15 protein-coding genes are annotated in these 14443 nt (G+C 66.0%); 5 read left to right on the forward strand and 10 right to left on the reverse strand.

Annotated features, from left to right (window positions below; genetic code table 11):
• The first annotated feature begins 204 nt into the window (after positions 1–204).
• The 3 genes from PARHAE_RS19490 (at position 205) to betC (ending at position 3591) form a co-directional block, all read left to right on the forward strand.
• On the forward strand, positions 205–1080 hold the full coding sequence (locus tag PARHAE_RS19490; RefSeq protein WP_126156178.1) for a 3-hydroxybutyryl-CoA dehydrogenase: 876 nt from the start codon (positions 205–207) through the stop codon (positions 1078–1080).
• A gap of 86 nt (positions 1081–1166) precedes the next feature.
• Positions 1167–2096 carry a choline ABC transporter substrate-binding protein gene (gene choX / locus PARHAE_RS19495; protein ID WP_126156179.1) on the forward strand — a complete coding sequence of 310 codons (930 nt, stop codon included), beginning with the start codon at positions 1167–1169 and terminating at the stop codon, positions 2094–2096.
• Entirely contained in the window at positions 2086–3591 is a 1506-nt protein-coding gene (gene betC / locus PARHAE_RS19500; protein WP_277600690.1) for a choline-sulfatase, read from the forward strand. Before choX ends, betC begins: the two co-directional genes overlap by 11 nt.
• Positions 3592–3627: 36 nt before the next feature.
• Here the strand turns inward: betC and PARHAE_RS19505 are convergent, their stop codons facing one another.
• The 6 genes from PARHAE_RS19505 to PARHAE_RS19530 all read right to left on the reverse strand — a co-directional run bounded on the left by PARHAE_RS19505 (position 3628) and on the right by PARHAE_RS19530 (position 6889).
• Positions 3628–4005 carry a DUF2852 domain-containing protein gene (locus tag PARHAE_RS19505; protein WP_126156190.1) on the reverse strand — a complete coding sequence of 126 codons (378 nt, stop codon included), beginning with the start codon at positions 4003–4005 and terminating at the stop codon, positions 3628–3630.
• A 106-nt stretch (positions 4006–4111) separates the two neighbouring features.
• A complete protein-coding gene (locus PARHAE_RS19510) occupies positions 4112–4726 on the reverse strand; it encodes a TetR/AcrR family transcriptional regulator (RefSeq protein ID WP_126156181.1) in 615 nt (204 codons plus the stop codon).
• Positions 4727–5005, reverse strand: coding sequence for an HPr family phosphocarrier protein (locus PARHAE_RS19515; RefSeq protein ID WP_126156182.1), 279 nt, complete (start codon positions 5003–5005; stop codon positions 4727–4729).
• Positions 5005–5424 carry a PTS sugar transporter subunit IIA gene (locus tag PARHAE_RS19520; RefSeq protein WP_126156183.1) on the reverse strand — a complete coding sequence of 140 codons (420 nt, stop codon included), beginning with the start codon at positions 5422–5424 and terminating at the stop codon, positions 5005–5007. Before PARHAE_RS19520 ends, PARHAE_RS19515 begins: the two co-directional genes overlap by 1 nt.
• On the reverse strand, positions 5421–6410 hold the full coding sequence (gene rapZ / locus PARHAE_RS19525; RefSeq protein ID WP_420899425.1) for an RNase adapter RapZ: 990 nt from the start codon (positions 6408–6410) through the stop codon (positions 5421–5423). The genes PARHAE_RS19520 and rapZ overlap by 4 nt, the downstream gene beginning before the upstream one ends.
• Before the next feature lie 41 nt (positions 6411–6451).
• On the reverse strand, positions 6452–6889 hold the full coding sequence (locus tag PARHAE_RS19530) for an HPr kinase/phosphorylase (protein ID WP_126156185.1): 438 nt from the start codon (positions 6887–6889) through the stop codon (positions 6452–6454).
• A 181-nt stretch (positions 6890–7070) separates the two neighbouring features.
• Between PARHAE_RS19530 and PARHAE_RS19535 the strand changes: the two genes are divergently transcribed.
• The gene (locus PARHAE_RS19535; protein WP_420899426.1) at positions 7071–8666 is read left to right on the forward strand and encodes a phosphoenolpyruvate carboxykinase; all 1596 of its coding nucleotides are present in this window, start codon (positions 7071–7073) and stop codon (positions 8664–8666) included.
• A gap of 66 nt (positions 8667–8732) precedes the next feature.
• Here the strand turns inward: PARHAE_RS19535 and PARHAE_RS19540 are convergent, their stop codons facing one another.
• The 4 genes from PARHAE_RS19540 to PARHAE_RS19555 form a co-directional block, all read right to left on the reverse strand.
• Positions 8733–10721, reverse strand: a complete 1989-nt coding sequence (locus PARHAE_RS19540; RefSeq protein WP_126156187.1) for a PhoX family protein — start codon at positions 10719–10721, stop codon at positions 8733–8735.
• 116 nt (positions 10722–10837) lie between these two features.
• Positions 10838–11764, reverse strand: a complete 927-nt coding sequence (argF, locus tag PARHAE_RS19545; RefSeq protein WP_126156188.1) for an ornithine carbamoyltransferase — start codon at positions 11762–11764, stop codon at positions 10838–10840.
• A gap of 187 nt (positions 11765–11951) precedes the next feature.
• Entirely contained in the window at positions 11952–13118 is a 1167-nt protein-coding gene (locus tag PARHAE_RS19550; protein WP_126156189.1) for an aspartate aminotransferase family protein, read from the reverse strand.
• A gap of 141 nt (positions 13119–13259) precedes the next feature.
• On the reverse strand, positions 13260–14093 hold the full coding sequence (locus tag PARHAE_RS19555) for an ABC transporter permease (protein WP_241232900.1): 834 nt from the start codon (positions 14091–14093) through the stop codon (positions 13260–13262).
• 116 nt (positions 14094–14209) lie between these two features.
• Between PARHAE_RS19555 and PARHAE_RS19560 the strand changes: the two genes are divergently transcribed.
• The coding region (locus PARHAE_RS19560; protein ID WP_277600691.1) for a GcrA family cell cycle regulator at positions 14210–14443 on the forward strand (234 nt) is incomplete at its 3' end.

Below are 14443 nucleotides of genomic sequence, written 5' to 3' on the forward strand. Positions count from 1 at the left end.
TACGGACTGGTGGGAGACCTCTTTACCGTGGTGCCCGAACTGACCGGAAAGCTCTAGGACCATCTTCTGTGCGGAAACATCCTCGGGGGGTCCGGGGGGACGTGAAGTCCCCCAGCCTTCAACCGCCCCCACCGGGGGCGGTTTTGCATTGCAGCATCGCACTGCCCGCCCTATCGTCCCGGCCAACGGAGATGAGAGGCGGCCATGGCGGTTCAGACGGTTGGAATTATCGGCGCGGGGCAGATGGGAAACGGCATCGCTCATGTCTTTGCCCTGGCCGGATACGACGTTCTGATGACCGACATCAGCCAGGAGGCGATGGACAAGGCCCTGGCCCTGATCGACCGCAACCTGGAACGCCAGGTCGGCCGCGGCAAGATCGCTGCCGATGACAGGAAGGCCGCGATGGGCCGCATCAGGACGACGCTCAACCTGGCGGATCTGGGCCAGACCGACCTGGTGATCGAGGCCGCGACCGAGCGCGAAACCGTGAAGCAGGCGATCTTCGAGGATCTGGTCCCGCATCTGAAACCCGACACGATCCTGACCTCGAACACCTCGTCGATCTCGATCACGCGGCTGGCCAGCCGCACCGACCGGCCTGAAAAGTTCATGGGCTTCCACTTCATGAACCCGGTCCCGGTCATGCAGTTGGTCGAACTGATCCGCGGCATCGCCACGGACGAGGCCACCTACAAGACGCTCCACGAGGTCGTGGAACGCCTGGGCAAGACCGCCGCCAGCGCCGAGGATTTCCCGGCCTTCATCGTCAACCGCATCCTGATGCCGATGATCAACGAGGCGGTCTATACGCTGTACGAAGGCGTGGGGAACGTCAAATCCATCGACGAATCCATGAAGCTGGGCGCCAATCACCCGATGGGCCCGCTGGAACTGGCCGATTTCATCGGGCTGGACACCTGCCTTGCGATCATGAACGTCCTGCATGACGGGCTGGCGGATACCAAATACCGCCCCTGTCCTCTGCTGACGAAATATGTCGAGGCCGGCTGGCTGGGCCGCAAGACCGGGCGCGGCTTCTATGACTATCGCGGCCAGACGCCGGTTCCGACACGCTGAACGCTGGCGGATGTCGCATTCAGGCGCGACAGCGGCGGGAATCCGTCCCTGACTGTTCCGACAAGCAAGAACCACAGGAGTTGACGATGAAGGCCCTGACCATGACGGCCGCCCTGCTGGCGGCGACAGCCCTGCCCGCCCTGGCGGATGATGCGGCGACCTGCGGCACCGTGCGCTATTCCGATCCGGGCTGGACCGACATCACCGCGACCAATGGCGTGGCGGCGGTCCTGCTGGAATCGCTGGGCTATACCCCAGACATCGCCACCCTCTCGGTGCCGGTGGGCTACGAGGCGCTGAAGAACGGCCAGACCGATCTGTTCCTGGGCAACTGGATGCCCGCGCAGCAGAAGTTCCGCGACGATCTGGACGCGGCGGGGACCATCGACGTGCTGGCGCAGAACCTGGAAGGCGCCAAGTTCACGCTGGCCGTCAACAAGGCGGGCGCGGATGCGGGCGTCACGGATTTTGCCGATCTGGACGCGCAGAAGGATGCTTTCGGCGGCAAGATCTATGGGATCGAACCGGGCGCGCCCGCGAACCAGTCGATCCAGGCGATGATCGAGGCCGACGAATTCGGCCTGGGCGACTGGGAACTGGTCGAATCCGGCGAACAGGCGATGCTGGCCCAGGTCAGCCGCAGCGGCGACAGCCCGGTGGTGTTCCTGGCCTGGGCGCCCCATCCCATGAACGAGGCGATCGACATCACCTATCTGTCGGGCGGCGACAAGCAGTTCGGTCCCGATTTCGGCGGCGCGACCGTCCATACCCTGGCGCGCAAGGAATGGGTCGCGGCCTGCCCCAACGCGGCCAGGCTGTTCAGCCAACTGGTCTTCGACGTTCCGATGGAAAACGTGCTGATGGGCAAGATCCTGGACGACGGCGCGGATGCCAAGGACGCTGCAAAGGAATGGCTGGCCCAGAATCCCGACGCCATCGACACATGGCTGGACGGCGTGACCACACTGGACGGCCGGCCGGGCGCCGATGCGGTCAAGGCCGCCGTTGCTGGGTGACACGTTGAAGCCGAATATCCTGATCCTGATGGTCGACCAGCTGTCGGGGGTTCTGTTCCCCGACGGCCCCGCCCCTTTCCTGCACGCGCCGAACCTTCGCCGCCTGGCCGAACGGTCCACGCGTTTCGCCAACACCTATACCGGCAGCCCGCTTTGCGCACCCGCGCGGGCCAGCTTCATGTCGGGGCAGTTGCCGCGCCGCACCCGCGTCTATGACAACGCGGCGGAATTCGCGTCCGACATTCCCACCTATGCCCATCACCTGCGCCGGGCGGGGTACCAGACCTGCCTGTCGGGCAAGATGCATTTCGTCGGCCCCGACCAGTTGCACGGCTTCGAGGAGCGGCTGACAACCGACATCTATCCCGCCGATTTCGGCTGGACCCCCGATTACCGCAAGCCGGGCGAGCGGATCGACTGGTGGTATCACAACCTGGGTTCCGTCACCGGCGCGGGCGTGGCGGAAATCACCAACCAGTACGAATATGACGACGAGGTTGCCTATAACGCCTGCCGCAAGCTCTATGACCTGTCGCGCGGCAAGGACGACCGGCCCTGGTGCCTGACCGTCAGCTTCACCCACCCGCACGACCCTTTCGTCGCACGGCGCAAGTATTGGGATCTGTATGAGGGCGCCCCCGAATTGGAGCCGCCCGAGGCCATCCCCTATGACGACATGGACGCCCATTCGCGCCGCCTGATGGATGCCTGCGACTGGCGGTCCTTCGACATCACGCCGGATCATGTCCGCCGCGCGCGCCAAGGCTATTTCGCCAACATCACCTATGTGGACGAGAAGATCGGCGAGATCCTGGATGTGCTGGACCGCACCCGGCAGGACGCCATCGTCCTGTTCCTGTCCGACCATGGCGAGATGCTGGGCGAACGGGGCCTGTGGTTCAAGATGAACTTCTTCGAAGCATCAAGCCGCGTGCCGCTGATGATCGCGGCGCCGGGGATGGCGCCGGGGCGCGTGGACCAGCCGGTCAGCACCATCGACGTGCTGCCGACGCTGTGTGACCTGGCGGGGCTGCCGATGGACGAGATCGCGCCCTGGACGGATGGCCGGTCGCTGGCGCGGGGCGCGGAACGCGGCCCGGTGCCGATGGAATACGCAGCCGAGGGAAGCGTGGCGCCGATGGTGGCGATCCGCGACGGGCGGTGGAAATACGTCGCCTGCCGTGCCGACCCGGAAATGCTGTTCGACCTGGAAACCGATCCGAGCGAACGCGACAACGTGGCGGGCGATCCCGGCCACGCGGTGCCGCTGGCGCATCTGCGCGTCCTGGCGATGGAACGCTGGGATCTGGGCGCCTATGACGACGAGGTGCGCCAGTCCCAGGCCCGCCGCTGGATCGTCTATGAGGCGCTGCGCAACGGGGCTTATTACCCCTGGGACTACCAGCCGTTGCAGCAGGCGTCGGAACGCTACATGCGCAACCACATGGACCTGAACGTGCTGGAGGAAAACCAGCGGTTCCCGCGCGGGGAATAGGAAAGGGCCGGTCATCCCGGCCCTTTTTCGTGCGCGTCAGGCGTCGGCCTTGTCGCCGCGGTTCTGCATGAACTGGTCGAATTCGGCCTTGTCCTTGGCCTCGCGCAGCTTTTGCAGGAAGTCCACGAATTCGCGGTGCTCGTCCTCCAGCCGCTTCAGCGTTTCCTCGCGATAGGCGTCGAAGGCGCTGTTGCCGGTGGACGGGGCGTAATAGCGGGCGCGGGTGCGGGCGCTGCAACCAAACATGCGTTTGCTCCAGATCATATAGGCCAGAAGGGCAAGGCCGAGCGGCCAGAAGAACACGAAGCCGAGGATCATGGCGATGATCCAGGCAGGCTTGCCGCGTTCGTCCAGCCAGTCGCGGGCGCGGATCAGCGGACCAGAGACGCGCGACGTGGCGGGATAGGCGGGCATTCGAAAGGATGCGCTGTGCATCTGCGGGGGAACCTCCCATGTTAATGTTAATCACATTTACATAGATGGGGGATGGTCGGACGGGATCAAGACCGGGTGTTGAAAATTATTCGCCGATCAGGCCCAGCCCGCGCAGATAGATGAGAGCGCCGCTTTCCAGCATCTCGGATGGGCTGACAGGGCTGCGCCCGCCGGGCTTGCCGCGCGAGAACAGTTCGACCACGCCATGGCTCAGCGCCCAGATGTGGTTGGCGACCATGCGCGCGGGCGGGCGGCGGTCGGCGGGAAGGCGGCGGGCCATGATCTCGGCCGCGTCAATCAGCGCCCGCTGGGCCCGTTCCGACGCGGCCGACAGATCCGCGTTCCCGGCGATGGACAGGCCGGATTCGAACATCGCCATGTAATGGCCCGGCTGTTCGGCGGCGAAATCCAGATAGGCCTGCCCCATTCGCATGAAGGCCGCCAAGGGCCGGGGCTGGCCACCGTCGAAGGCCCGTTCCAGCCGGTCCGCGAAATCCAGGAAACCCTGCCGCGCCACCTCCTCCAGTAGGTCGTCGCGGCCCTTGAAATGGCGATAGGGGGCGGCGGGCGATACGCCCGCGCGGCGCGCGGCCTCGGACAGGGTGAAGGCCAGGGGGCCGGTTTCCTGGATCAGCGCGGCGGTCGCCTCGACAAGCGCCTGGCGCAGGTTGCCGTGGTGATAGGTCTTGCGGTCGGGCACCTACATGCCTTCGCCGAAATAATCCGACACCAGGGATTCAAGCGCATCGGCCAGAGCCACCGCATCGGGACCGCTGGTCGTCACCGTGATCTGGCTGCCGCGCGGCGCGGTCAGCATCAGCAGACCCATGATCGAATCGCCCGACACGGTCATGCCGTCCTTTTCCACCTGGGCCTGGGCGTCGAACCGTTCGACCAGATCCACGAACTTGGCGCTGGCGCGGGCGTGAAGGCCCTTTTCGTTGATGATCGCCAGGCGGCGCGTGATCGGGCCGGTCATCAGAAGCGGGATCCGGTGTCGAACGCCGCCTCGACCGGGACATTGTACGAGTTGATGTATTTCCGCCCCGCCTCCTTGGCGAAGGCCACGGCGTCGGGCACCGGCAGGTGGCGCGACTTGGCCAGCTTGACCAGCATCGGCAGGTTGGCGCCATAGAGGATGGTGCGGTCGCGCACCGCGCAGGCAGGCAGCGACAGGTTCGAGGGCGATCCGCCGAACAGATCCGTCACCACCACCACGCCATTGCCGTCGTCCACGGCATTGGCCGCCGCCTGAATTTCCGCCGTCTTGGCCGCGCGGTCGTGATCGTCCTCGATCGCGACGGCGGCGATGCCGCTTTGCGGACCCACCACATGTTCGACGGCCAGAAGATATTCCTTGGCAAGGCCGCCATGCGCCACGATCACGATTCCAATCAACGCGTTCCACCACGTTCAACAGCGCGCAGCCGGGCCGTTTCCTGAGGCACGCCCGCGGCATCCCCCAGGGAAGACGGCGCCGGGATGCGACGTTCAAGTTCCCTGTGCCTTATTGACACCGGCCAGCCCGCCTTCGCAAGCACGGGGGCCACCTTTTCAGCCAAAGTGACGGAACGATGTTGCCCGCCCGTACACCCGAATCCGACCGCCAGATGGGACTTCCCCTCCTCGACATAGGCCGGAAGTAGAAACAAGATCATCTCGCACACGCGGCTGATGAATTCCTCGAACCGCGAATCGCCCTCGACATAGGACTGGACCTGGGGATCGCGCCCGGTCAGGGGACGCAGCGCCGGTTCCCAGTGCGGGTTGGTCAGGAAGCGGCAGTCGAACATCATGTCGATGCCGCGCGGCACCCCGCGCTTGTAGCTGAAGGAATGCAGCGACACACTGAGCCTGCGGTCGCGACGGATGTCGAACCACCGGGTCAGTTCGGCCTTCAGGTCGTGGGGCGACAGATCCGAGGTATCCACCAGCACATCGGCCCGCACCCGGATCGGCTGCAACAGGTCGATCTCGGCCGTCACCCCCGCCGAGGGCGCACTGTCAGGCGACAGGGGATGGCGGCGGCGGGTCTCGTTATAGCGCCGCTCCAGCACCTCGGGGGCGCAGTCCAGGAACAGCACTTCGGGGGCATAGCGGGGATCGCGGGTCAGCTTGTCGATCAGTTCGATCACGTTGCTGGCCGAGAAATCCCGGTTGCGCACGTCCAGGCCAAGCGCCAGCGGCTCGGGGCGGCTTGGCCCGTCCAACAGGCGCGGGATCAGCGACAGGGGCAGGTTGTCGATCGCCTCGAACCCCAGATCCTCCAGCACGTTGATCGCGGTGGACCGGCCCGCGCCGGAGGGACCCGTGACCAGCACCAGCCGCTGCGCCCCGTCCAGGGCGGCGGCGGGGTCATGGGTCTTGATAGGGTCATCGTCCAAGGCGACCATCTTTCCTGTCCGAAGGGGATGCGGTCCGTCCGTCATGCAACGCGCCCGCCCAGCAACAGCTGCCGCAGCGCAGCATGAAGATGCGGACGATAAGGCCCGGTGACAAGAGGCAAGCCCACCCCCAGCACATCATAGCTGCGCGACTGTGGCAGCCGATCCCCAGCCGCCGCGCCCAGATCGACGACCTGCGCGACCCTGACCGGACCGGCGGGGTCGGCGCGCAGGATGCCGATGCCCCGCGCCTCGATCCTGCCCGACAGCGCGGGCGGGCAGCTGGCGATGATGTCCGGCCCGTCGCGGCGCAGGTCGGTGCGGTCGTCGGCCACCAGCATCGCCCCCACCGCCATCAGTTCCAGGGCCAGGGTCGACTTGCCCGCGCCCGACGGTCCCAGGATCACCAGGCCGGCGCCGTTCATGGAAATGGTGGTGGCGTGAAGTTGCACTTTCGAATCACCTCTTGGTCCGATCATCCCCAAATTCCGCTAACATCGGGTTGAGACAGGCGCATCCGGCAGACTGTTGGCGATAACATTTCCTGTTTCCGCTAACTGTTCGCGCCAACTTCTTTTTTGCCCTTCGGCCCGTGTTATAGGCGCCCCATACTGTTCACGGAACTGTCGCAAGCCCATTTGACTGAGGAGCGTCGAGATCATGGCCACCCGCGTAAACCCGAATTGCAAGCTTGAGGACCAGGGAATCGAGGGCCTCGGCCGGGTTTATTACAACCTGCTGGAGCCCGCCCTGATGACCGAGGCGGTCGCGCGCGGCGAAGGCACGCTGGGCCTGGGCGGTACCTTCCTGGTGTCCACCGGCGCGCATACCGGCCGTTCGCCCAAGGACAAGTTCGTGGTCCGCACCCCCGAGGTCGAACACACGATCTGGTGGGAAAACAACAAGCCGATGGCGCCCGAGGCCTTCGACCGCCTGTATGCCGACATGCTGGCGCATATGAAGGGCCGCGACTATTTCGTGCAGGATCTGTTCGGCGGCGCCGATGCCGACAACCGCCTGGACGTGCGCGTCGTGACCGAACTGGCTTGGCACGGCCTTTTCATCCGCCACCTGCTGCGCCGCCCCGAGGCCAGCGAACTGGCCAGCTTCGCCCCCGATTTCACCATCATCAACTGCCCCGGCTTCAAGGCCGACCCGGAACGCCACGGCTGCCGGTCGGAAACCGTGATCGCCTTGAACTTCGCCAAGAAGCTGATCCTGATCGGCAACACCGCCTATGCGGGCGAGAACAAGAAGTCGGTCTTCACGCTGCTGAACTATCTGCTGCCCGCCAAGGGCATCATGCCGATGCACTGTTCCGCGAACCACGCCATCGGCAATCCCGATGACAGCGCCGTCTTCTTCGGCCTGTCGGGCACCGGCAAGACCACGCTGTCGGCCGATCCCTCGCGCATCCTGATCGGCGACGACGAACACGGGTGGTCGGACAAGGGGATCTTCAACTTCGAGGGCGGCTGCTACGCCAAGACCATCAACCTGTCCCCCAAGGCCGAGCCGGAAATCTATGCCACCTGCTCGCGCTTCGGCACGGTGATCGAAAACATGGTCGCCGATCCCGACACGCTGGAACTGGATTTCGAGGACAACTCGATCACCGACAACATGCGCTGCGCCTATCCGCTGGAAGCGATCAGCAATGCGTCCCCCACCAGCCTGGGCGGGCATCCGAAGAACGTGATCATGCTGACCTGCGACGCCTATGGCGTGCTGCCCCCCATTGCACGGCTGACCCCGGCGCAGGCGATGTATCACTTCCTGTCGGGCTTCACCTCGAAAACGCCGGGCACCGAGGTCGGCGTGACCGAGCCGATCCCGACCTTCTCGACCTGCTTCGGCGCGCCCTTCATGCCACGCCGCCCCGAAGTCTATGGCAAGCTGTTGCAAGAAAAGATCGCCCAGCACGGCGCAAGCTGCTGGCTGGTCAATACCGGCTGGACCGGCGGGGCCTTCGGCACCGGCAAGCGGATGCCCATCGCCGCGACCCGCGCCCTGCTGGCGGCGGCGCTGGACGGCAGCCTGAACGGCGTGCAGTTCCGCAAGGATCCGAATTTCGGCTTCGAGGTTCCGGTGTCGGTGCGGGGGGTCGAGGACAAGCTGCTGGATCCGCGCCAGACCTGGGCCGATCCCGCCGCCTATGACGCCCAGGCCGCGAAGCTGGTGCAGATGTTCAGCGACAACTTCGCGCAATATCTGGACGGCATCGACGATGAGGTTCGCGCGGCGGCCATCGGCTGAACCGGACGGCAGCGAACGAAAAAGGCCGCGCGATCTGCGCGGCCTTTCCTTTTGATGAAGGCGATCTCAGCCGATCCGGCCGCCGCCCTGCTTTGTGATCGCCACGACCGCCGGGCGAACCGGCATCGCGTCGTCGAAATCCGGCCAGCGGGTCGACAGATCCTCGTAATAGGACGGGCGGCCGTGGCCTTCCCAATCGTCGCCGCCATCGCCCGGATGCTGGACCGCCACGAAGAAGGTGGTCATGTCCCCGGTGATGCAGGGGCCGCACATCTCGGCCCCTACCGGAACGCGATAGAACAGGCGCGAGGTGCCGCGCGCCGTCCCTTCGGTGTCGACCGCCCACAGCCCGTCCGTCCGGCCCGTGTCCGACATCGAGTTGCCGTCGGTCGAAACCCACAGCCGCCCGTCGCTGTCCACGGCGGCGTTGTCGGGCATCCCGAACCAGCCGTTCACCGTCGTTTCGGTCGAGAAGGTCGCGCCCACCTCGGCAATGGACGGATCGCCGCATTTCACCAGGATTTCCCAAGTGCCGCTGGTCGCGGTGAAGTCGCCGTCCTGTTCGATGATCTCGATGATATGGCCGAAGGCGTTTTCGGTTCGCGGGTTGGCGGCGTTGGCTTCCTCGCGCTTGGTGTTGTTGGTCAGCATCACATAGGCGCGGCCGGTGACCGGGTTCGGCTGGATGTCCTCGGGGCGGTCCATCGGCGTCGCTTCCAGCAGGTCGGCGGCGCGGCGGGTCTCGATCAGGACATCGGCCTGGCTTTCGAAGCCGTTCTCGGCGGTCAACGGGCCTTCGCCATGGACCAGCGGCAGCCACTCCGTGCGGCCGTCGTCATGGAAGCGCGCGACATACAGCGTGCCCTCGTCCAGCAGGTCCATGTTCGCGGCGCGGTCGTCGGGGTTGTATTTGCCCGCCGTCACGAACTTGTAGACGTAATCGAACCGTTCGTCGTCGCCCAGGTAGAAGACCACCCGGCCATCCTTGGCGACGACGCTTTCCGCGCCCTCGTGCTTGAAGCGGCCAAGCGCGGTGCGCTTTTTCGGGGTCGAGGCCGGGTCCATCACGTCCACCTCGACGATCCAGCCGAATCGGTTCGGCTCGTTGGGGTCTTTCGACACGTCGAAACGCTCGTGATACTTGCCCCAGGCATAGGTCGCCTCGGGGATGCCCAGGCGTTCGTAATTGGCGGCCTCGGGGTGGCCTTCGGGCAGTTCGCCCAGGAAATAGCCGTGGATGTTCTCCTCGGCCATGATGTAGGTGCCCCAGGGGGTCACGCCGCCCGCGCAGTTGTTGATGGTGCCGAAGACCTTGCGGCCCGAAGGATCGGCCACGGTTTGCAGACGCGCATGGCCCGCCGCCGGGCCGGACAGTTCCATTTCGGTCTTGGCGGTGATGCGGCGGTTCAGCGCGCCGTCCAGAACCGGCTGCCACTTGCCGTCGACCTTGCGGATTTCGATGACGGTGCCGCCATGGGCCGCCATCTCGATATTGACGCGGCTCTCGTCCGCCTCGGCCACCTCGATCTCGCCATCCTTGATGGTGACGATGCCGGGAAACATCAGGTGTTCGTTGGTGTATTCGTGGTTCACGACCAGCAGGCCCCGATCGTCCGCGCCGTCCAGCGGGATGAAGCCCACGAAGTCGTTGTTGTATCCGAACTGGCGTTCCTGCGCGGCCTCGGACTGGTTCGTCGGATCGAATTCCGGCGCGTCGGCGAAGACCTTGTCGCCCCAGCGCAGCAGCACGTCGGCGTCATAGCCCTGGGCCACGTGGTGGTTGGCATCGACGCCCGCCGTCACCTCGGGGAAGTCGAAGGCCGAGCCTTCGACGCGGCCCTGAGCCTGGGCGTCCGTCGCCGACAGCAGCGCGATCGGGCTGACCGTGGCCGAGATCGCCGTCACCGCCATCGAGCCTTTCAGGAAGCCGCGGCGCGAAAAGCGGGCGGCGATGATCTCGCCCATGGTGCGGTTCTGGGTGGGGTTCAGGCCGGGGCCGTCGGCCTCTTCCAGCTTGCTGGTGCGGAAGATGTTTCGGGTTTGCTGGTCACGCATCGCGCTCTCCTGGCTGGTCGTTGGGGCCGCTTGGCCGGTCGGACAGCGAGTAGGGGCGCGATGCGACAGCCATGTGTCAGAACCGTGAAGGTTTTCTGACCCGGCCCCCGGCGGCGTCAGACGCCCAGGCACCACCGCATCACGGCCTTCTGGGCGTGCAGGCGATTTTCGGCCTCGTCCCAGATCACCGAATGCGGGCCGTCCATGACGGCGCTTGTCACCTCGTCCTCGCGATGGGCGGGCAGGCAGTGCATGAACAGCGATTCCGGCCGGGCCTGGGCCATCAGCGCCTCGTTCACCTGATAGCCGCGCAGCTGGTTGTGGCGGCGTTCCTTGGCGGATTGCGGATCGTGCATGGACACCCAGGTATCGGCGATGACCAGATCCGCGCCTTCGACGGCCTTCGCGGGGTCGCGCACGATTTCCGCGCGGACGCCCTGGGCGCGGGCGAACTCCAGCGCCTGGAGTTCGGGGTCAAGCGTGGGCGGGCCGCTGAAGGTGAAGTCATAGCCGAACTGGCCCGCGCCGTGGATCACGCTGGCGCAGACATTGTTGCCGTCGCCGATCCAGACCACCTTCTTGCCCGCGATGGGACCGCGATGTTCTTCGAAGGTCATCACGTCGGCCATGATCTGGCAGGGATGGGTGCGGTTCGTCAGCCCGTTGATGACCGGAACGGTGGCGTATTCCGCCATCTCGAGCAGGGTCGCCTCCTCGAAGGTGCGGATCATGATCAGGTCGACATAGCGCGACAGGACGCGGGCGGTGTCGGCGATGGTCTCGCCATGGCCCAGCTGCATTTCCTTGCCCGACAGGACCATGGTCTGCCCGCCCATCTGGCGCACGCCCACGTCGAAGCTGACGCGGGTGCGGGTGGACGGCTTTTCGAAGATCAGCGCGACCATCCGGCCCGCCAGCGGCTGATCGTCGTCGGGCGCGCCCTTGGGGCGGTCGTTGCGGGCGGTCTTCATGCTGCGCGCCTGGTCGATGATCGACCGCAGTTCCGCCTTGTCGGTGGTATGGATGTCCAGAAAATGCTTCATCTTTGTGGCTTTCGCGATTTGGGCAAGGAAGCCCGCTTGGCTGGCCGGGGTCAAGAGGGGGGCGCTGCCCCCACGCGCGTGCCGCGCGTCCCCCGGGATATTTGGGCACAGAAGATGCAGCTATCGTCGGCGTGTCATCAGGCGGCAGGGATGGATCCCGCCGCCGATGCCGTGTCTGGACGCAACGTCAGTCAAGGCTGGCCGCCGCGCGGTCGAGGCGCGCCACCGCCTCGGCGATCTCGTCGTCGGTGATGTTCAGCGGCGGCAGCAGGCGCAGGGTGTTGTCGGCGGCGGGCACGGTCAGCAGGTGCTGGGCATAGCCCGCCTTGACCAGATCGGCGGGCGCCAGCTTGCATTTCAGGCCCAGCATCAGGCCCTGGCCGCGCACGGCTTCGAACACGGTCGGATGAGCGGCGACAAGTCCTTCCAGCTTTTGCCGGAACAGGGCGGCCTTGCGGTTCACCTCGGCCAGGAAAGCGTCGGTGGCGACGATCTCCATCACCCGCGCGCCCACGGCGCAGGCCAGCGGGTTGCCGCCATAGGTCGAGCCATGCGTGCCCGCGACCATCCCGACGGCGGCTTTCTCGGTCGCCAGCACCGCGCCCAAGGGGAAGCCGCCACCGATGCCCTTGGCGACCATCATGATGTCGGGGGCGATGCCTGCATATTCATGCGCGAACAGCCTGCCCGTCCGGCCCATGCCGCATTGCACCTCGTCCAGGACCAAGAGCGCGCCGGATTGGTCGCAGAGCGCGCGGATTTCGCGCAGGTCGGCGTCGGGCAGCGGGCGGATGCCGCCCTCGCCCTGCACGGGTTCCAGCATGACCGCCGCCGTCCTGTCGCTGATGGCGGCCTTCAGCGCGTCCAGATCGCCCCAAGGCAGCGTGCGGAAACCGGGCATCAGCGGGCCGAAGCCCTTGGTCATCTTTTCCGACCCCGAAGCCGCGATGGCGCCGGTGGACCGGCCGTGGAAGGCGCCCTCGAAGGTCAGGATCTCGATGCGATCCTCGCCCCGGTCGGACCAATACTTGCGGACCATCTTGATCGCCAGTTCGGCGGCCTCGGTGCCGGAATTGGTGATGAAGGCGGTGTCGGCGAAGGTGTGGTCCACCAGCAGGTCGGCCAGCCGTTCCTGCTGCGGGATCTGATACAGGTTCGAGACATGCCAGATTTTCCCCGCCTGTTCGGTCAGCGCGGCGACCAGATCGGGATTGGCATGGCCCAGCACGTTGACCGCGATTCCCGCCCCCAAATCCAGGTATCGCGTGCCGTCCGTGGCGATGGCCCAGGCCCCCTCGCCCTTTTCGAAGGCGATGGGTGCGCGATTATAGGTCGGCAGGACGTGCGAAATCATAGGGGACTCCCCGATTGGCAGGACTGGATGTGAAGGCAGGCAGGATCAGACGGTGACAGAACGTCAACGTCGGGGACGGGCGGTGATGGCGGTCCGAACGATCATGGTTTCGGCCATAGCGCCGATTCGGCCCCCGCGCAATCACGCTTTCATCCGATAGCCGCTTTTCAGCCAGCGCCAGGCCAGCCACAGCACGACGGCCACGGCTGCGACGCAGACCAGCAGCCCCCGCCAGACCGGGGCGTCGCTGACCCCGGTGACGCCGAAGCGCGCCCCGTCGATCAGGTAGAAGACCGGGTTCCAGTGCGACAGGGTCCGGAACGGCTCGGGCAGGGCCTGGACCGAATAGAAGGTGCCCGACAGGAAGGACAGCGGCGTAATGACGAAGTTGCTGATCGCCGCCATCTGGTCGAACTTCTGCGCCAGGATCCCCGCCAGGATCCCCAGCCCGCCCAGCAGCAGCGCGGCCAGCAGCACGAAAGCCAGCGCCCACAGCGGATGGACGATGCCTCGGCCCGTGACGATCACCATGCCGGTGCCGATGACCAGGGCCACCAGCCCCGCGCGCGCCACCGACCCCGCCAGATAACCCGCCAGCAGTTCGCCCGCCGACAGGGGCGGCATCAGCGTATCGACGATATTGCCCTGCACCTTGGCCGAGGTGATCGAGCTGGAGGTGTTGGCGAAGGCGTTCTGGACCACCGTCATCATCAGGATCCCCGGCCCCAGGAAGACCAGGTAAGGCAGGCCCATCACCTGCCCGCGCCCCTGCCCCATCGCCAAAGCGAAGATCAGCACGAACAGCGCCGCCGTCATCAGCGGCGCGAAGACCGTCTGCTGCCAGACAGCCATGAAGCGCATCACCTCTCGAACGGCCAGGGTTTGCAGGCCCAGCCAGTTCACGCGGCCGAAACGGCGCACGCCCATGGCCGGAAGGTCGGGGGCGGATGGGTCGATGGGAATCAGGGGCGGCATCCGGCGGTCCTTGAATTTCTGGCGCTAGGCGGCTAAATCTCGGCATCCCGTTTCTGACGGGGGCAATCGCAGGTTTCAAGATGGGGCGGCGCAGGGGCGCGCCCGGAAAGGCAGTCATGTCCTGGACGGATGAACGCGTCGAGACGCTGAAGCGGATGTGGTCCGAAGGCCAGTCGGCAAGCGCCATCGCCAAGGAACTGGGCGGGGTGACCCGCAACGCCGTGATCGGCAAGGTTCACCGCCTGGGCCTGTCGAACCGCAACGAGGAAGCCGAACAGGCGCCCGCGCCCGCCGCCCCCGGCCCCCGGCCCCCCTGCACACCGGGGGCAGCCGGGCCCATGCCGCGATGC

It is taken from the genome of Paracoccus haematequi (assembly GCF_900631945.1).
Taxonomy (GTDB): Bacteria; Pseudomonadota; Alphaproteobacteria; order Rhodobacterales; family Rhodobacteraceae; genus Paracoccus; species Paracoccus haematequi_A.